This is a genomic window from Novosphingobium sediminis (assembly GCF_007991615.1).
Classification (GTDB): domain Bacteria; phylum Pseudomonadota; class Alphaproteobacteria; order Sphingomonadales; family Sphingomonadaceae; genus Novosphingobium; species Novosphingobium sediminis.
Genome location: NZ_BJYR01000027.1, coordinates 46,468 through 63,305, shown reverse-complemented (window position 1 = coordinate 63,305; position 16,838 = coordinate 46,468). Strand labels below are relative to the sequence as shown.

15 protein-coding genes are annotated in these 16,838 nt (G+C 62.3%); 9 read left to right on the top strand and 6 right to left on the bottom strand.

The window, feature by feature from the left end; all coding sequences use genetic code 11:
• The 3 genes from NSE01_RS18550 to NSE01_RS18540 form a co-directional block, all read right to left on the bottom strand.
• Window positions 1-1,429 (bottom strand): UvrD-helicase domain-containing protein (locus tag NSE01_RS18550; protein WP_147161154.1); only part of this gene is annotated, 1,429 nt, incomplete at its 3' end.
• Window positions 1,422-4,136, bottom strand: coding sequence for a PD-(D/E)XK nuclease family protein (locus NSE01_RS18545; protein ID WP_147161153.1), 2,715 nt, complete (start codon window positions 4,134-4,136; stop codon window positions 1,422-1,424). The genes NSE01_RS18545 and NSE01_RS18550, both read right to left, overlap by 8 nt.
• Before the next feature lie 57 nt (window positions 4,137-4,193).
• Window positions 4,194-5,186, bottom strand: a complete 993-nt coding sequence (locus tag NSE01_RS18540) for a helix-turn-helix transcriptional regulator (protein ID WP_147161152.1) — start codon at window positions 5,184-5,186, stop codon at window positions 4,194-4,196.
• A 104-nt stretch (window positions 5,187-5,290) separates the two neighbouring features.
• Here NSE01_RS18540 and NSE01_RS18535 point away from each other — a divergent pair, with 104 nt between their 5' ends.
• The gene (locus tag NSE01_RS18535; protein WP_170233903.1) at window positions 5,291-7,366 is read left to right on the top strand and encodes an AAA family ATPase; all 2,076 of its coding nucleotides are present in this window, start codon (window positions 5,291-5,293) and stop codon (window positions 7,364-7,366) included.
• A gap of 22 nt (window positions 7,367-7,388) precedes the next feature.
• Here the strand turns inward: NSE01_RS18535 and NSE01_RS18530 are convergent, their stop codons facing one another.
• The 3 genes from NSE01_RS18530 to NSE01_RS18520 are packed head-to-tail and all read right to left on the bottom strand — an operon-like array spanning window position 7,389 to window position 8,876.
• Complete coding sequence (locus NSE01_RS18530) at window positions 7,389-8,081, bottom strand: HEPN domain-containing protein (RefSeq protein WP_147161150.1); 693 nt, start codon at window positions 8,079-8,081, stop codon at window positions 7,389-7,391.
• A 48-nt stretch (window positions 8,082-8,129) separates the two neighbouring features.
• Window positions 8,130-8,369, bottom strand: coding sequence for an AlpA family transcriptional regulator (locus tag NSE01_RS18525; RefSeq protein ID WP_202393053.1), 240 nt, complete (start codon window positions 8,367-8,369; stop codon window positions 8,130-8,132).
• A 45-nt stretch (window positions 8,370-8,414) separates the two neighbouring features.
• Complete coding sequence (locus NSE01_RS18520; RefSeq protein ID WP_124809554.1) at window positions 8,415-8,876, bottom strand: transcriptional regulator; 462 nt, start codon at window positions 8,874-8,876, stop codon at window positions 8,415-8,417.
• A gap of 350 nt (window positions 8,877-9,226) precedes the next feature.
• On the opposite strand from NSE01_RS18520, the gene NSE01_RS18515 reads away from it, so the two are divergent.
• Genes NSE01_RS18515 through traC form a run of 8 tightly spaced genes read left to right on the top strand, consistent with a single transcriptional unit; the run spans window position 9,227 to window position 16,816 of the window.
• Window positions 9,227-9,571 (top strand): hypothetical protein, encoded by a 345-nt coding sequence (locus NSE01_RS18515; protein ID WP_147161149.1) that lies wholly within the window; start codon window positions 9,227-9,229, stop codon window positions 9,569-9,571.
• A gap of 27 nt (window positions 9,572-9,598) precedes the next feature.
• Window positions 9,599-9,886 (top strand): type IV conjugative transfer system protein TraL, encoded by a 288-nt coding sequence (gene traL / locus NSE01_RS18510; protein WP_020819170.1) that lies wholly within the window; start codon window positions 9,599-9,601, stop codon window positions 9,884-9,886.
• A 10-nt stretch (window positions 9,887-9,896) separates the two neighbouring features.
• Complete coding sequence (locus NSE01_RS18505) at window positions 9,897-10,469, top strand: type IV conjugative transfer system protein TraE (protein ID WP_147161148.1); 573 nt, start codon at window positions 9,897-9,899, stop codon at window positions 10,467-10,469.
• The gene (locus tag NSE01_RS18500) at window positions 10,469-11,227 is read left to right on the top strand and encodes a type-F conjugative transfer system secretin TraK (protein WP_147161147.1); all 759 of its coding nucleotides are present in this window, start codon (window positions 10,469-10,471) and stop codon (window positions 11,225-11,227) included. The genes NSE01_RS18505 and NSE01_RS18500 overlap by 1 nt, the downstream gene beginning before the upstream one ends.
• Entirely contained in the window at window positions 11,220-12,560 is a 1,341-nt protein-coding gene (locus NSE01_RS18495; RefSeq protein WP_147161146.1) for a TrbI/VirB10 family protein, read from the top strand. The genes NSE01_RS18500 and NSE01_RS18495 overlap by 8 nt, the downstream gene beginning before the upstream one ends.
• Window positions 12,557-13,459 (top strand): DsbC family protein, encoded by a 903-nt coding sequence (locus tag NSE01_RS18490; RefSeq protein WP_147161145.1) that lies wholly within the window; start codon window positions 12,557-12,559, stop codon window positions 13,457-13,459. The genes NSE01_RS18495 and NSE01_RS18490 overlap by 4 nt, the downstream gene beginning before the upstream one ends.
• A gap of 4 nt (window positions 13,460-13,463) precedes the next feature.
• Window positions 13,464-14,273, top strand: a complete 810-nt coding sequence (locus NSE01_RS18485) for a TraV family lipoprotein (protein ID WP_147161144.1) — start codon at window positions 13,464-13,466, stop codon at window positions 14,271-14,273.
• On the top strand, window positions 14,273-16,816 hold the full coding sequence (gene traC, locus NSE01_RS18480; protein WP_147161143.1) for a type IV secretion system protein TraC: 2,544 nt from the start codon (window positions 14,273-14,275) through the stop codon (window positions 16,814-16,816). The genes NSE01_RS18485 and traC overlap by 1 nt, the downstream gene beginning before the upstream one ends.
• The last annotated feature ends 22 nt before the right edge of the window (window positions 16,817-16,838 follow it).

The following is a 16,838-nucleotide window of genomic DNA, read 5'->3' as shown; positions in this document are numbered from 1 at the left end:
GAGACAGGAGACGATCAGCGATGAAATGCTGGGGCTTTCCGCCGGAGCGGGCACCGCGTTTGCTGGCCAGCTCGATGACTTCCAGAGCAGTGTCGTGCCCGGAGGCGTTCTGCGCAGCAAGCGCCGTATAATCCTCTCCGAATAGGCACGGACCTAGCGCGTTCACGAAATCCATGATGCGCGGATCAGATCGCCAGTTCCGGTCGAGCGGGCTGGTTTCAAATTGCTGCGTAAGGGCGACAGTCAGTCGTGGATCCGCGCCCTGGAAGCCCATGATCGCCTGCTTGGTGTCGCCGACGATCAATGCGCGTTTGGCCTTGCGCGCCAGTGCCCACAGGAAGGTGAACTGGATCGGGTTGGTGTCCTGAAACTCGTCGACAATGACGCAGTCGACCTCTTCCATGATGGCACCAAGCACAGCGGGCTTTTCGTCAAGGATCTGTGCGGCGTTGGTCACCATATCGCTAAAGTCGATGACACCGAGCTCACGCTTGCGAGTCTCGTAGTCCGTCATCGCCGACTGTGCGCCTTCGACCAGAGCGCGCGCATGCGAAACCGCATCCTCAAGCGGTCCGGGATGAGAAACCAGGTTGTCAGCTGCCAGCATGACCGCAGTTGCAAGATCGTCATAGCCGTCAGGGGTCGGACTGCCGCGCATCGACAGACGGAGGCCACGCAGCTTTTGCCACAACCGCCAGTCTTTACCACTGGAGGCGAGCAGCTGCTGAGCCTGCTTCAGAGCGCGGAAGTTCTCTCGGAAGGCGGTCTTGGCGGCGGCACTAACAGCCTCGTCAGCGAGGGAGCGAGGAAAGGCTTGAAGCAAGGAATCGACAGCCTTCTTCAACGCTGCAGCCAAAGTCTCGGGTTTCCCGATCGGTGCACCGTATCCGGTCCGGATGGATGTCTCGACAAAGTTGGCCATCGCCGGATCGCTGCCTCGCGGACCGAGCGTTCGCAGCAAGGCGATGACGCCGAGCAACTTCTTGCGGAAGCTGTCCTCTGCAGTTTCGTCCGAAGAGAAGCTCCCTTGATAGCCAAGGGCGGCGAGGTTTCGGGAAAGCTCGCTCAACGCAGGATTTTCTTCGATCGAGCGACGGATCAGCAAGTCCTGCTCGTCTTCGGCGATCAGGCGCTGCTGCGGGGATGAACCCGATGCGAAGGCATGCTCGATCAGCAATCGGCGTCCCAGCCCATGGATGGTTGAGACATAGGCTCGCTCGACAGCCAGCGCTGCTGCGAGATTGCTGTCCGCAATCAGAGCCCCCCGGATCCGCTGCCGCAATTCTCCCGCGGCGGCTTCGGTAAAGGTAACTGCCAGGATCTTCTCGGGCCGCACCTTGCCGTCCCGGACCCACTGGGTCAGCGTTTCCTGGATATGGTGGGTTTTGCCCGCCCCTGCCCCTGCGGGTACAATCGAAAGTTCAGTCATCTTGACCGTCCGGAAGGGTTACAGAGGGAGCGGTGTCGTTGCGCATGAAGGCGGTGATCAGTGGGCTGTCTTCCAAGGCGTAGGTGCCAAGGGCTGCTGCCTTCTGAAAGAATTTGGCATCGGCCGTGGTGTTTGTTTCCAGTCGGCCAGCCTTTAGGGCCTCGAACCGAGCTGAAATCAGCGCAAGTGCATTCGCGGCAATATCGCCGGCGACGAGTTCGACATCAGTGCTGTCGAACACCTCGATCCCATTGAGGAGGACGTTGCCGTCGTTGAGTGTGTGATAGGCAACCGCAGGCTGCTTGGACCAGCCGTTCAAAGTCTCGCCAATGCGAACGACAGCTTCGTGGCTGCGCTCATCGATCCGAACGGTCATGCGCCGATAGAGATCGACCTGCAGGTCCCAGCCCTTCTGCAGGCGCTGTCTCCGGGTTCCGGAGCTGCTCTTCTTATAATCGACGACGATCGGCTGACCATCGGGAAGGCGAAGCAGGCAATCTGCTTTGCCATGCACGGGATGGTCAAACAGGGTCCCGGTGAGCCAGAATTCGTTGCCCACGATCTCGGCGTCGAGGGATTTCAGTACCATCGACCAGTGCTTGGCAGACTTGGTGATCTCCGCCTCCAGCGTATTGCGTTCGACAGCCCAAGCCGACGTCTGCAGGAACGGTGCAATCGCACGAATGCGTTCCAGCAGAAGCTCAGGCACCTTTTCTTCGATCACTTCGTCGGACGGATGATCCTTGCCCGGCGGGAACAGGCGTTCGAACACCTCGTGGGCGAGAGAGCCACGCAGCATGACGTCAAGCGCTTCCGGCTGCCACGAAACGTGCTCGGCGCCGAGCTCGGCCAAGACCCAGGCCAGCGGGCTGATGAGGAGCTTTTCGAGTCGGCTCGGGCTCTGCGCTCTCGGGGTGCCATCATCCTTCTTGCGCAGGCTCAGGAGATCGAGATCGAACTCATAGTGCGCTTGCACTTCGAGGGGCTGCAAGGGTTCGACCACTGGCCGGGGCATCCAGGCCACCAGCCTGTCCCAGATCGTACCTTCACTGTGCGTGAGCGGCACGACCAAAGATTCCGGATCATCCATGCCTGTGATGAGCCGGGAGATGAGTGGCAAGCTTGACGAAGCGGAGAGAAAGCTGCCGCCGCGATCGCGCTCTGACAGGAGGAAGATGACCTGGTCACTTGCAGAGCCAATCTGACGCGAAAAAAGGTCGAGCGCCGCATCGAGCTGCTTGGCCTGGGACGGGAGCTGCAATCCGATCGCGCTCGAAATCGCCTCAACCTCGCTGTCGAGGAAAAACGGATTCCCCGAAGGCGGGGGCGGATATGCACCGTCGTTGAAGCCGAGGACGAGAAGCTTGCGAAACTGCCGCTTGGGCATTTCATGCGCCAACATGACCGAGATACCGCCCAGGTAATAGGGTCCGCGTGGGCAAGGCGGTGCCTGGTATGCGGCGGCAAATTGAATGGCCTTTTCCAGTTCCGCTTCGGCGGCATCATTGGCATTGCCGAGAGCGGCCACAAGGCGCGAAGCCAGCTGTTTCGCCTCAGCTACATCGGGAGCAAGCAGTTCGTCATCATTGAGCAGTCTCTGAAAGGAACGGATTTGCTCCTTGAGCTGACCGTTCGTCGCAGGTGATGCTGACCGAATAAGCGAGAACAGCGCAGCCTGCTTTCCCCTCAAGTCATGCACCAACATCGGCTGAAAATCGCCGGCCATGACGGCATTGGCCAAGGCCGTTCCCACGTCCGGGGACCAGCACAGAACGGGGGAACAGTATAGCGAGGCGAGCGCCATGGCGGGCGCGGGCCGCCGCCTGCACTGCAGGAAATGTAGGAGCGCTTCACCCCCGATATTTCTGCGATCCGGTGCAGCAGGGAGCGATGATGCGGTAAGACCGGCCTTCGCAAAGGCTTCGGACAGATAATGCGTATACTCCGGACCCGACGGCAGGATGATGCCGATCTCGCTCGCGGACAGAGTTCGATCCTCGGAAAGGCAGCGCTGGATGATAGCGGCGGCCGCTTCGCATTCCGTGAGTGCGTCCCGGACAGAGAGAACAGCGAGGCTTCCGTCTATGGACACGGTTGGCGCAGACGGATCGAGCAGATGTCTTTGGGCGTGACCGGCGAGGACCGAGTCAGGCGCTCGGCACGTCTTGGGGGCCGAGATCAACCGGACGTAATCAAGGTCGTCTTCGTCCGGCTTGCCGTGGTGACTTTCGAGATGCTCGAGCACAGCGCGCTCGAGAGAAGTCAGCTGGGTGCTATTCCGATCCCAAATCACGTGCAGCGACTGCAACGCATCGCCTGCCTCACAGGCAAGGAATGCCTTCAAAATCGCCAGTTCGGACGGCACAATGGCTGGATTACCAAGCCAAATATCCCGCAGCGCCTCGATATGGGTGCGCGCCCGCCCGCCAGACGGCAAGGCCTCGGTCACAATGGATCCAGGCTCGAGGTCGCTGGTGGCCATCATCAGATGGCGCAGCATTGCGGCAACAGCCGTGGCGGTCTGTTCGGGGGCGACTGCAAAGCTTTGCGCCCAGGGGACATCCTCACCCTGAGTTTCAAGAACCTCGCGCAGGGGCATCTCGCCACAATGAGGCAAGGCGTAGAGGCTTGCCAGGAGCTGCGGACTTAGCGGCATGCAGCTCGTAAATGGTGCGTCGCCGATCCGCAGATGGCAGTTCTCAAACATTCAAATTCATCCCCCGACGACTGTCACACCACGCCCTGCACGTTCTCTGCCCATCAACTACGACAATTTCGGTCGCAACATTTCCTGAGCCGCAGTGAGCCGCTGCTCCATCATGTCCGTCAATGACGCTGGTCCTTCGATAACCAGGTCGCCTGCCCAGCCGAACAGGTGATTGGCGAGCTCAAAGAGCCCTCCAGATCGAAACCGCACCAGCAGTTCCTCGCCATCATCTTCGAATTGCTGATTCGGGTGAAACCGCCATGCCCGCGCGCGCTCGACCGCATGTGGGAGGACCCGCAGCACAATATCGTGGTCTTCCTCTTGCCAGATGCCGAAGCTGCGGGACATCCAGGCATCGAGGTCCCAATCCTCCGGCGGGCAGCCGATAATCCCGCTATCTCGCACGTTGCTCATGCGATCGAGCCGAAAGGTGAACGGGGGATCATCCCGGTCAGGCATCTTGCCGAGCAGATAGGTGATGGGGCCATGGATCAGGCCGTACGGAACGACCCGTCGCCAAGCGGGCGCAGAAGACCAATCGGGCTGATAATCGAAATCCACACAATGGGCGGCGAGAATTGCTGACTGGATCGTTGTCAGGTCCTCGGGCGAAGCGATGACGGCTGGCCCTGCCGCAACGCGGGACCGCTGCAACCGGGTGAGCAGATCGAGGTCATTGTCGAGCCGGCGCCGCTCGGCGCTATCGAAGGCGATCTTGATCTTCGAAAGCAGCTTCTCAAGCGCTTCGGTGTTAGCTGTGCCCTCGATCCGTCCGGCTTCGACGACGGCTTGGAGCGAGGCGACTTCGGCAGCGCTTGGCCTCGCATAGGCCCGGCCCGGGCTATCCTTGATCCTGAAGCGCTTGATGCGCCCATCGACCGTTTCATCCAGGTCGAAATGAATGAGTATGACGTTGCGCAAACGCTCAACTGTTCGGCGGTTCACGCCAAGCAATGCGGCCATTTCATCGAGTGACAAGCCTTCGATGCTTTGCGTCAACGCATGCACGAGTTTGAGTGTACGATCGAGATTACTGAGGCGCTTGGTCATTAGAACCACTGGTAACTACCTGTCGTGCAAGCGCAAGTCGCATCAAGCGCAGCTGCCGATTTATGCGACCATATTTGTCGTACTCCTGTGTTCTAAGGCTCCACATGGAACCGGAACTCAGGGAGATTGCGCACAACATGGCACGTCAAAAGGCAGCACAGGCGGAATTCGGGCAAAGCGACCAGGGTGAAGCGGCGCATTTCGCGCACGCTGCTGCGCGGGTTCTGCAGGCCTTGAGCGTCAATCAGGTGAAGCGGTGCGGCGAAGATCTGATCGACCTTATAGACCGTGAGGTGCCCGTGGCTGCGTTGCGCAAACTCACCAATCGGGAAATGCCTACCGTGGCCGAACTACGGGCAGTGGCTCGGCAACTGGCGGCGAAGAGCGCCGCGCCAACCCAGTTGGACAGCGTGTTTGCATGGGTTGGCGAACTGTTCGGCCTCGATTCCGCTGAGGTTACCATCCTCACCGTCTTTGCCCGCTGGGGGAAATTTGAGTGCTGGCGAGAGCTCGTGCGCCGGGCCCCCATCTCTTGCAGCAACCTGACCCCGAGCGCTGTCGCGCAACTTTCTGGCCTCGCCGGCAACACCGTCGAACGGAAACTGGTGCCTGGTGCACCGCTGTTCTCCTCTCGCCTTCTTCATGACGACCGCGATGGGGAATATAGCCTGAGCCCCCTGCTCAGGCGCCTTATTCGGGTCCATGCGGAGACCCGGGACGAGATGCTGCGCTGGCTCATGCCTGAACCGGAGCAAGGGGGATTGCTGTGGGACGATTTCGAGCACCTCGATCCGTTGCGGAGCATCGCTCTCAAAGTCCTCTCGAGCAAGGAACCAGTCAGCATCTTGCTGTTCGGGGAACCCGGAACTGGCAAGACCGAGTTCGCGCGCACCCTTGCAACTGAGGCAGGAAGCGGCGCGATCTTTGCCGGTCTAAGCGACGATTTCGGCAACGAGCCCGATCGCTCCGAGCGCCTCGATCATCTGATGATCTTGCGGGCGATGTGCCGTCATCATCGGGACAGGGTTATCGTCGTCGATGAAGCCGACGATGTCCTGATGCTGAGCGAGCGCAAAGGGAGTTCAAAGCAGTGGATTAACCGTCTCGTCGAAGCACCGCAGGTTTCCACGATCTGGATCGTCAACCAGCGTTCGCGGTTGGATCCCGCCGTCTTGCGACGCATGACCCTTGCGATCGGCTTCGATCGCCCGCGCTTGGCTGTCCGAGAGCGAGTAGCCAAAAGGTCCGCTGAAGCTGCATCGGTTGACCTCAGCAATGCTGAACTGCGCGATATCGCTTGCCTGAAAGCGCCCCCTGCCGTGGTGGCTGCAGGTATGAAGGCTGCCCATCTTGCCAATGGCGGGGCAGATGTCGCGAAGACTGCGATCCATAGCGTAATGCGCGTTCTGGGACAGTCCTGCACGCCGGAAGCGTCCGGTTGTTCAGTCTACGACCCCAATCTGTCGCGTGCGGACACGGACTTGTCTCGTCTTGCAGAGCGGTTGGCCGCTGCCCCCAACCGCGGTTGGAGCCTGTTGCTGTCCGGGCCTTCAGGTACTGGCAAGTCCGCCTTTGCAAGGCATCTTGCCGAGGTCATGGGGTTGGAGATCGAAGAGCGGCGGTGCTCGGACCTCATGAGCCCCTATGTAGGTGAGACCGAACAGAACATCGCCGAAGCCTTTGCCAGGGCGGCCGAGCGCGGCGCACTGCTGTTGATCGACGAGGTCGATAGCTTCCTGTATCGCCGCGAAGCCGGTCAGAGGAGCTGGGAGGTCAGCCAGGTCAACGAGATGCTGGTGCAGCTCGAACACCTCCGCACTCCCTTCGTCGCTACGACCAATCTGGCTGGTAATCTCGATCCGGCGACACAGCGCCGCTTCACGATCCGCGCCGCGTTCAATGCCATGACTCCTGCTCAGGCCAGCCAGCTTTTCAAAGCCAGGTTCGGGCTCGACTGGCCTTTGAAGTGGCCCATCCACCACGGCCAAACCCCCGGCGACTTTGCCGTCGTTGCGCACCGCGCAAATCTGCTCGCGGAACGAGATCCTGTTGTCCTGGTGCGCTGGCTGCGTGACGAGATCGAAGCCCGCGGCGACCATGCGAGGGGCATGATGGGGTTTCACATCCACTCGGATACTGCGCTACACCGACGACCAGAGCGGTTGGACGAAGCAGCATGAAACCGAGCTGGAACGATTAAAGTCAGTCGACCACCGGATAGTTCGGCATCGGCCACGCTTGTTCCGGGTTATCCATCATCAGATCGATAAAGATTGGCAGCAGGCAACCCAGGATTGATGCGCCATCCCTGACTTGATCGCGATTGACGTCGCTGTTCCAGGTTGCGCCGCCATGTACCAGCTGGTTTCGCAGAACGTATAGCCGATCGAAGAGGATCGAAAGGATCCGCGCGGTGTCATGTTCGCGCAAGGCATGGTTGATCGCAGTTCGGCTCCGGTCGAGTTTCTGCTCCCAATCCGCATGGCCAGCCGCCCCGTTCTGGTGCTGCCAGAACGGGTGATAGACATAGCGATTGTCAAGCAGCAGCCGGATTTCCTGGCTGAAGCGCTGCCAAACAGCATCGTAGACACGGTGGCGCGCATCGAACTTCACCAAGGTTGAGAAGAATGCCTGAAACAGGCCGCGTTCGCCTTCCGGTGCAGAGCTGCTGGCTGACGCCTCGACATCACCGGCATAGGCCGCGTTGAATCCGATCCAGAGAAGGATGAAGCGGACGTCATGGTCTTGATCCTCTGCTTCCGCACGCCGAAGCCATGATAGGGCCCGGTGAACGCGAAGTGCTAAGGGCGTTTGAAAGCCCTCGCGCAATGAGCGCTGCTTCTCCTTCAGGGCTTCGGGATGGAGAGAATTGCCAAGGGGGTAACGGTAAACCATTGGCACAGCTTAGCGCGAGGAATCCTAACCGAATAGATCATTGCGTCATCAGTTTGGAATTCGCGATACAGCGCGGATCCACTCGTCAATTTCTGCCTCAACCCAAACTGCGCATTTGGGGCCGAGCGATCGCGACCTTGGGAAGCGCCCTTCGCTCATACGCTGGTAGATCGCGGAGCGGCGTAGTCCGACGCGGGCGATAACCTCCGGCAGGCGTAAAAGCCTTGCCGGCGGCAATACTTCGGGCGGTTGAGGCGTCTGCGTTTCATCTTGTGTTGCATGCGGCATTGCTGGTCTCATTCGCAAGGTTCGGTCCCCTCCGAACTCAAGGATTTACCGGGACAGCGACATTGCGATGTCGCGGCCCACAAAATCATCGATGTGCTTAGCCAGCATTCGCGCCACGAGCTGTGAGGTGCCGTTAGCCCACCGCGGCCGCAGATCCTCAATCCGGCGTCCCAACGTCCGCTGCAGATGAAGGGGCAGGCTGGTGAAGAACTCTTCGAGAAATTCGCCCATCTCGCCATGCATCCACTCGCAAGCGAGATCTTCCTGCCCGGCGAGCGCGAGAATCATCGATGCGCGGGGGTGCGCTCCACAGGCGGAGAGCACGCGTGCTGCTTCGTCGAGCCCGATAGGCCGCTCGCCGCGCGCAAGGCGAAGCAGGGTCTCGCGATGCATGCCGCATTCATTGGCAATCCTGTGGCGGGGTTTGCCGGCGGCTTCGATCGCATGGGCAAGAACGCGGGCCAGGCTTTCATTGGCTGGTCTGGCGGCAGCGGTTGGATGGTACATGGTTGTCTCCTAGCTTCTGCACTGGTGCGACTCACAGGCATAACGCGAAGCATCCCATGTAGGAAATTAAAAAGAACAGACGCGGAACATCTCGTTTAGAGGCGACTCCGTTCCTCTACCCGAGTCGTCGTCGAATCCCGTCAGTTGCGACGGTATCTACCGACATAAAATATCTGGTTTAGCGTCGTTATCGCTGGTTTGGAGCGTCGGTCTGCGAAAGATGCGTCCGCATCCTTCCACATCCAGGCGGGATTCCCGCTCGACACTTTCCTACAAACATTTCCTAGATGCATGTGGAACACACAGCGAACGCAAGAACGCTGTGACAACCCCTCCAACCGGAGCTTCACATGCAGTCTCTCACCCTCCCCCGGCGCGCCAGCGCCACGGGTCTCGGCCCAAAGAAACTTGGCAGTGCCCTCAGCATTGCCATCCCGGTCGCAGTCGCGGCGCTTGCGGCGAGCGCCGCCTATGCTGGCGCTGATACGACCTTCACCCCTGCCCTCACCAAGTTCACCGACTTTCTGGAAGGCTCCGGCGGCAAGATCATCACGGTTCTCAGCCTCGCTGGCGGCCTGATCGGTCTGGCGTCCGGGCGCTTTTCGCTCGGCCAGGTCGCCGTTCCGGTGGGTGTCGGCATCGGCGTCGGCACCGGTGTTCCGATCGTCACCTCGGTCGTGACCGCGGTCATCTGAACGGTCGGACGGGAAGGCGGCGTCGCCATGGCAGACCCTTACATCATTCCCCGGCGTCTCGATGACCCGGAGCTTATCGGCTTCTGGACCATCGACGAGTTCGCGGGAATGCTAGCCCCCTTCACCTGGGGGATCCTCACCCAGCATATCTTTATCGGCATCATAGTCGCCTTCGGCGCCTGGTTCGCATTGCGAAAGGCAAAAGCAGGACGCGCCAGCTCCTGGGTAGCCCATGCCGCATACTGGTATCTGCCTGCAGGATTTCTGGGTCTCAAGGCAACGCCGCCTTCTCACTGCCGACTGCTTGCCGGTTGAGGGGAAGCCCATGTTTTCCGACATATCCCACGAACGTCAGCAATCGCTGCTGCGCCAGCGAAACCTCTTTGCGCTGACCAGCGCCGGCCTTGGCCTCGCATTGGTCATCGCCGGGAGCCTTGCCGCTACCCGGGACCGCGAAGTGGTGCTGGTTCCGACCGTCCCCAAAACGCTCACCGTGAGCAGTACCGGGGTCGAGGCCGATTATCTCGAGCTCGTCACCCGCGATGCGGCCCTTGTTCTGCTCAATCGCAGCCCCGAGGGTCTCGATTACTGGATGAACGAGATCCTGAAGCTTGCTGATCCCGCAAGCTATGGCCGCCTCAAGGCCGAGCTGGTGCGGATAGTCGAAGAGCAACGGGGATCGGACGTCACTCAGGCTTTCGTGATCCGGTCGATGACTGTCGATCCCAAGCGCCTCACCTCGGATGTTACGGGCACGCTCAAGACGTTTGTCGGCGCGCAGGTGATTGCGAGTGACGAGCGCCGCTTCCGCTTCAGCTGGACTTACCGCGGCCTGCGCCTGGCGCTGGCTGGCTTCGCCCAGCTCCCCCCACAGGACAAATCGAAGGAGGCCCAGTGATGGCTTACCAATCAGGGGCCCAAGCACGGGTCTCACTTCTGAGCGCGGCAGCGCTGCTCGCCGTAGCAACCACCCCCGCCCATGCGGCCGACCAATTCAAACAGGCCGCAGATGGCGCTGGACTCGAATGCAGCGTTTCGGCGCGGGAACTGACCCGCTTTGCGCTGGTCGACGACCAGTTTGCCAGCGTCTCGAAGATTTCGACCGGCACGCCCTACAACGACTTTGCGGTGACCAACGAGCCGGTGCGCGGCGACATTTATGTGTCGGTGCCGGAAACTTACGCGGCACGGTCCATCAGCTTCTTCGCCACCACCAAGAAGGGCTTTGTGTACAAGATCGCGTGCCGGGTCGAGCAGATCCCGGCGGCGCAAATCTTCGTGACCAACCCGGCGATCGCGAAGAACCGCGCCGCGGATTGGGAAAACCAGACGCCGCTCGAAACAAGCGCCGTCAGGCTCATCCAGGCGATGGCCAATGACCGGACTGTCGACGGCTTTGAGGTCCGGCAAAGGGCGGCCATTCCTGCACGGGTCGGCGATCTCGAGATCCAGCTCATCGCCGATTATCGCGGTGCCAGCCTCACCGGGAAGGTCGTCCGCATCCACAATCGCGGATCGAAACCCGTGACGCTCGCCGAGCGCGATCTCGCACCCCGCGACACGCTCGCGCTTTCGATCGCCGAACCGAAGCTCGAACCCGGGGCCAGCACCACGGCTTTTGTTATCGGCGCGAGCGGGGAGACGGGTAATGACTGATGCAGCCAATGCGCCAAGCACGGCCCCTCTGCAGGCCGAGAGCGCCGCGCCGTCCGAACTTTCCGGACTCAACGCCCGCACCGCGCGCCGTCAGAAGCTGCTGCTGGGATCGCTGGGAGCACTCGCACTCCTTGGGGGTAGCTGGTTCATTCTTGGCGGCGATGACAAGCCCAAGATCGGCGATCCCAATGCGGCGCAGACGATCGACACGGCAGGCCTCGTCAACCGCGATCTGTCCCAGCGCGAATTCGTCGCGACCTATGGCAACCGGCTCGATGCAGTCACCCGCGAACAGAAGGCGCTGAAGGATGGGAGCATCCCGCGGACGGAGATTGAAGCTCAGCTGGCGGCTCTCAAGGCCGAAAACCAGGCCATGCGGGTCGATGGACAGGCCGCGATCGATGCCATCTCCGCAGAGAACGCCGAGCTCAAGACCCGGCTTGCCGCGCAGCCCGCAACGACGGCTCCCGTTGTACCGCCTCCGGCCTATGGGCCGCAGGCAGGCGGCTACGACGCGCGAGCCCGTTCGTCCCAGCCAGGAGCTGCGCCCACAGGGGGTGATCCGCAGGGCGGCATGATCTCGTCGCCTGGCGAGGTGAAGCTGATGAGCTTCAGCTCTGACAAGGCAGGGAGCAGCGGTCTCCGGGTGGGTCGCCCCGACGCGCCGCCGGTCGTCGTCGAGGATTCGCCGGATTACCTGCCCCCCAACTCCTACGCTTCGGCACGGGTAATTGTCGGCGTCGATGCCTCGGCAGGCGTCGTCAGCCAGACCGATCCGCTGCCCGTGGTCCTCAGGATCACAGGGCCTGCCCGGTCGGTCATTCAGAACGGGAAGGTTCTCACCACCCGGATCCAGGGCTGCGTGGTGAACGGCGCAGCGCGCGGCGATCTCAGCAGCGAGAAGGTCTATGTGAAACTCGCCCGCATGACCTGCGATCAGCCCGGCGGCCGGGTCGCGGTGAGTGAGGTCAAAGGCTTCATCAGCTTCGCCGGCAAGTCCGGGGTCCGCGGCCGCGTCGTAAGCCGCGAAGGCAGCCTCGTCAGCCAGGCGCTACTCGCCGGAATTGTCGGCGGCTTCGGGCGCGGCTTCTCTGCCAACGCCAACAGCGTCTTTTCGGGTGTCACGACCAACCCCGACGGCAGCCGCTCCAAGCTGTCTGCCGGCGACATCCTCGGCGGCGGGCTTGGCCAGGGCGCCGCCGATGCTGCCGACACGGTCAGCAAATACCTGATCGAGCGCGCCGAACAGTACCAACCCGTCGTCGAGATGCCGACCGGCATCGATGTCGAGATCGTGTTCCTCGACGGCGTCTACGTGAGGAACTCCCAATGATCGAAAATACTCTCCTCGAGCAGGTCAATCGTCGGCGCCGCTGGTTGCGCCCGGCGGCCGGACTGGCAGCGATCATCGCCGTGTCAGCCGCGACGGGATGGGGTGTGGCAAGCCTTGCTGCCCCTGCTGCCGCTCCTGACACGGCGAAGGTTCGAGAGGCGCTCAAGCTGCGCCTGCCCAAGACGCCGATCGACGCGATCAACTGCAAAGGCCTTGGCGGCCTGTGCGAGGTCGCGTCCAAGTCGACGCTCTTCTACGTCGACCGGGCCGCAAAGTATCTGGTGATCGGCCGGGTCTACGACATGGAAGCCCGTCAGGATCTGACGGCTGCCCGATTGCTTGCCCTAAATCCGGACCTGTTGGCAGCGGGGGCAGCGCGGCGAAGCAATCCTGAAACACAAGCGGAAGGCGGCCCGAGCGCAGCCGCAGCGTCAGCCCGGAACACCCCGCCGCGCCATGTTCCCCTCGGAGAACTGCCGGCCAAAGGCGCGATCACCTGGGGACCTGCCAATGGTCCGCGCGTCGTTGTCTTCTCCGATTTCCACTGCGGCTACTGCAAGAAGCTTGAGGCAGAACTGACGGCGATCGGAGCGCGGGTCGAAGAACGGCCGATCTCGATCTTCGGGGCCGAAAGCCGGCGCGATTCTGAAAGGGTGCTGTGCTCGCCGCGGCCTGAGCTGGCGCTTCGCATGGCCTATTCGGGTCTGGCGCTCGCCAATCCCAAACCCTGCGACACGAGCGGGCTCGATGCCAACGAGGCCTTCGCCCGTGCACACGGCTTTGGCGGCACGCCTGTGATCGTGCGCCCCGCCGATGGCGCTGTTCTCGAGGGCTTCCGGCCTGCCGCCGTGCTCCGGGAATTCCTGCGTGCTGCCCCTATTCCTGCTCCGAAAGGATAAACCCATGCGGTTTCCAACACGTCTTCTTGTCTGCGCCTGTCTGGCCGGCTTCGCCAGTGGCTGCGCCACGTTCGGCACCAACGTCGAGGGCGATTTCACCTGCCGCGCTCCGAAGGGCGGCTGCGCACCGACCCATGTGATCGATGCCAAGACAACCGGTAATCGGTCAGCTGAAGTGCTCACGCAATCAGACGTGCAGCAGAGGTCTGGCGTCGTGGATGCCGACACTGCCCGCACGGCGGAACGCACCTTGCGCGTCGTCTTCCCCGCCCATGTCGATGAAGCTGGTACACTGCACGACGAAGCGGTCGCCTGGACGGTTGTCGAAAATCCGCGCTGGGCCACCGAGCTGCGCCGCAAGGCGGGCGAGGATCAGGGCGGATCCCTGATGCGCCAGGTGCGTCGGCAACTGAAGGCTGCTCAGGCAGTCGCATCACAAGCTGGCGCGGACGGACACACGGACGCCTCTGACGACCTGTCGCCCTTCTCGTCTGCCGTCACTGCCGAAACCAGGGCCGTCCAGCCCCTGGCCGCAGAAGCCCCCAATTTGCTCACTGAAACTTCGGATGCCTCGCCGCTGGTCCTCCCCTCCACGGCGCGCGAGGCCGTTGCCGGTGCCAAGGCACCGGCGGTCGAGGGGTTCGACACGTCGCCTCCCCCGCGTGATCGAGCCCCTCGGCCTGAGGCGGGGCAGAGCGCTCCGGTGTTCCCGAGCGCGGCGGCGATTGAAGCCGCAAAGGCCGCAATCCGCCCAGCAATCCGGAACGGCGCTCTGCCGACCGACAGCACCTCGCAGCCCAAGGAGCCCAAGTGATGGCCGAGCAACTCAAGTCCGTCGTCGATCGGTTGCTCAGCGGACTGCTGGGGGATGCCGAGCACGCCGAGAAGGCCCGTCCGCAGCTCATGGTCGACATGCTCTCCGACTGGCTCCCCTACCGGGTCTATGATCCGGCAACCCGGCTCTATTTCAACGCACGCTCCAAGGGCTTTGTCCTCTCGGTCACGCCGCTCATCGGCGCTGATGAGCGCACCGGGGAAATCCTGGGACAGTTCTTCTCGGAAGGCCTGCCAGCAGGCGCCTGCCTTCAGGTACTCCACCTTGCAAGCCCGCGCATCAGCAGGATCATCGCCCCGTGGTTCGCCCCACGATACATCCAGGGCGGCGTCTACGAGGCGATTGCCCGGCACCGGGCGCGGCGGCTCTATTCGCTCGTTTGGGAATCCGGCTCGCCGGACGCCCCCTTCCACGCGCGGCATCACCAGGTCATCGTCTCGGTCGGCGTGCCGACGTCCAAGTCGGTCAGCAACGAGGATCTCAAGCAGACCCGCGAGGGCCTGATGGCGATGCTGAAGTCGCTCAACCTCGGCGTGGTCGAAGTCGGGCCGGAAGCGCTCATCGCTGTCATCGATGATCTGACCTCGCCCACCACCGCCCCGCAGGACGATGCGGTGCCTTACAATCCGAACGATCCAATCGCCTCCCAGGCGATCCGCCACGACATCGAACTGGTCGTGGCCGAAGACCGCATGCGGCTCGTGACCGAGCGCTTTCGTCCCACCGGCAAGGTCAACGACGGAGTACCCGAGATCGGGACGGTCTATCCTGATGCCTTCGACGTCCGGCATTTTGCCGTGCGCAACATGCCATCGCGTTGGGCCCCGTGGGAATGCGCGCGGCTGATCGGCGACCTTTTCACCGACAAGCTGCGCTTCCCCTGCCCGGCCGCCACCATGCTCTGTCTCGTCTATCCGGACCAGGAAGCGGCATCGGCAAAGGCCGGCTTCAAGTTCATGCGGACGACCAGCCTCGCCGGGACCCGCAGCGCGCGGTTCCTGCCCCGGATCGGGGAACAGGCCGCCGAGTGGCAACACGTTCAGGCCGAGCTCCAGGAAGGCCGCCGCCTCGTGCGGGTGTTCTACGGTGTGACGACCTATTCGCCGGCAGGGCAAGGCGATCGCCACGAACGCGCGATCAAGTCGATCTACAAGGCCGCGGGCTGGGATCTCACCGACGAGCGCTATCTCCAGCTCCAAGGGCTTCTCGCGGCGATGCCGTTGACGCTAGCCGACGGGCTCGGGGCCGACATGGAGCGGCTGAAGCGGTTCAAGACCGTCCTGTCGACCACTGCCGCCAATATCGCACCGATGCAGGGTGAGTATCTTGGAAGCGCCCATCCTCACCTGCTGTTCGTCGGGCGGCGCGGCCAGCCCTTCTTCTGGTCGCCGTTCGAGAACGAGGCGGGCAACCACAATGTCGCGATCTGCGGCAAGTCGGGATCGGGCAAATCGGTGCTGCTCCAGGAGATGTGCGCGGCCCTGCGCGGCGCCGGCGCGCAGGTGGTCGTGATCGACGACGGCCGCAGCTTCGAGCATTCGGTCAAGCTGCAGGGCGGCCGCTTTGTCGAGTTCACGATGAAAGCGGGCTTTTGCCTCAACCCGTTTTCGATGATCGATGGGACCCGCGCGGCCGAGGACGAAGACTACCGTCTCGACTGCTTCGGGATGATCAAGGCGATCGTCGGGCAAATGGCTCGCCACAGCGCGAAGCTGACCGATACCGAGCGCGGGCTTATCGACCGGGCCGTCAATCTCGTCTGGGCGGAACATGGTGCCGCTGCGACGGTCACCACAGTTGGCGAGATGCTGGCCAGTCTTGGGCATGACACCGCCTCAGACATTGCGACTGCGCTTGCCCCCTACATGGCGGGCGGGACCTACGGGGCCTTCTTCGAAGGCCAGGCAAGCCTCGACCTCGATGCCGACTTTACCGTCTTCGAGATGTCGGACCTCGCGAGCCGTGAGGATCTGCGCAGCGTGGTGCTCTCCGCGATCATGTTCATGACCAGCCAGGCGATGACGCGAAGCCCGCGGTCGCTGCGCAAGCTCCTGCTGATCGATGAAGCCTGGTCGATGCTGAAGGGCGGCTCGATGGGTGAATTCGTCGAAACCTACGCCCGCACCTGCCGCAAATATGGCGGTGCGCTGGCGACCGCAACCCAGTCGCTCAACGACTACTACAAGTCCGACGGGGCTACAGCGGCGCTCGAAAACAGCGACTGGATGCTGATCCTGCAGCAGAAGCCGGAGACTATTGCCGACTTCAAGGCGAGCAAGCGCCTCGACATGGATGATCGCACCGAGACGCTGATCCGCAGCCTCAAGCGCTCCGGGAGCGACTATTCCGAGGTGTTCATCAAGGGGCCGGAGACCGAGGCGATCGGGCGGCTCGTGCTCGATGACTATTCGGCAACGCTCTTCTCGAGTTCGCCCCAGACCTTCGCCGCCATCGATGCAGAGGTCGCGCGCGGGCACCAGCTCGCCGATGCGATCGAGCGCATCGCCTTCGCCAACCGCTGACACCCCATCACCAAAGGATTCC

Bases quoted from the DNA above. Each gene is read 5' to 3' on its own strand.
- NSE01_RS18530 (WP_147161150.1), bottom strand. From the start codon at position 8,081: ATGGTTTACCGTTACCCCCTTGGCAATTCTCTCCATCCCGAAGCCCTG.
- NSE01_RS18535 (WP_170233903.1), top strand. From the start codon at position 5,291: ATGGAACCGGAACTCAGGGAGATTGCGCACAACATGGCACGTCAAAAG.
- NSE01_RS18500 (WP_147161147.1), top strand. From the start codon at position 10,469: ATGGCTTACCAATCAGGGGCCCAAGCACGGGTCTCACTTCTGAGCGCG.
- NSE01_RS18515 (WP_147161149.1), top strand. From the start codon at position 9,227: ATGCAGTCTCTCACCCTCCCCCGGCGCGCCAGCGCCACGGGTCTCGGC.
- NSE01_RS18540 (WP_147161152.1), bottom strand. From the start codon at position 5,186: ATGACCAAGCGCCTCAGTAATCTCGATCGTACACTCAAACTCGTGCAT.
- traC (WP_147161143.1), top strand. From the start codon at position 14,273: ATGGCCGAGCAACTCAAGTCCGTCGTCGATCGGTTGCTCAGCGGACTG.
- traL (WP_020819170.1), top strand. From the start codon at position 9,599: ATGGCAGACCCTTACATCATTCCCCGGCGTCTCGATGACCCGGAGCTT.
- NSE01_RS18495 (WP_147161146.1), top strand. From the start codon at position 11,220: ATGACTGATGCAGCCAATGCGCCAAGCACGGCCCCTCTGCAGGCCGAG.
- NSE01_RS18525 (WP_202393053.1), bottom strand. From the start codon at position 8,369: ATGCCGCATGCAACACAAGATGAAACGCAGACGCCTCAACCGCCCGAA.
- NSE01_RS18485 (WP_147161144.1), top strand. From the start codon at position 13,464: ATGCGGTTTCCAACACGTCTTCTTGTCTGCGCCTGTCTGGCCGGCTTC.
- NSE01_RS18545 (WP_147161153.1), bottom strand. From the start codon at position 4,136: ATGTTTGAGAACTGCCATCTGCGGATCGGCGACGCACCATTTACGAGC.
- NSE01_RS18520 (WP_124809554.1), bottom strand. From the start codon at position 8,876: ATGTACCATCCAACCGCTGCCGCCAGACCAGCCAATGAAAGCCTGGCC.
- NSE01_RS18505 (WP_147161148.1), top strand. From the start codon at position 9,897: ATGTTTTCCGACATATCCCACGAACGTCAGCAATCGCTGCTGCGCCAG.
- NSE01_RS18490 (WP_147161145.1), top strand. From the start codon at position 12,557: ATGATCGAAAATACTCTCCTCGAGCAGGTCAATCGTCGGCGCCGCTGG.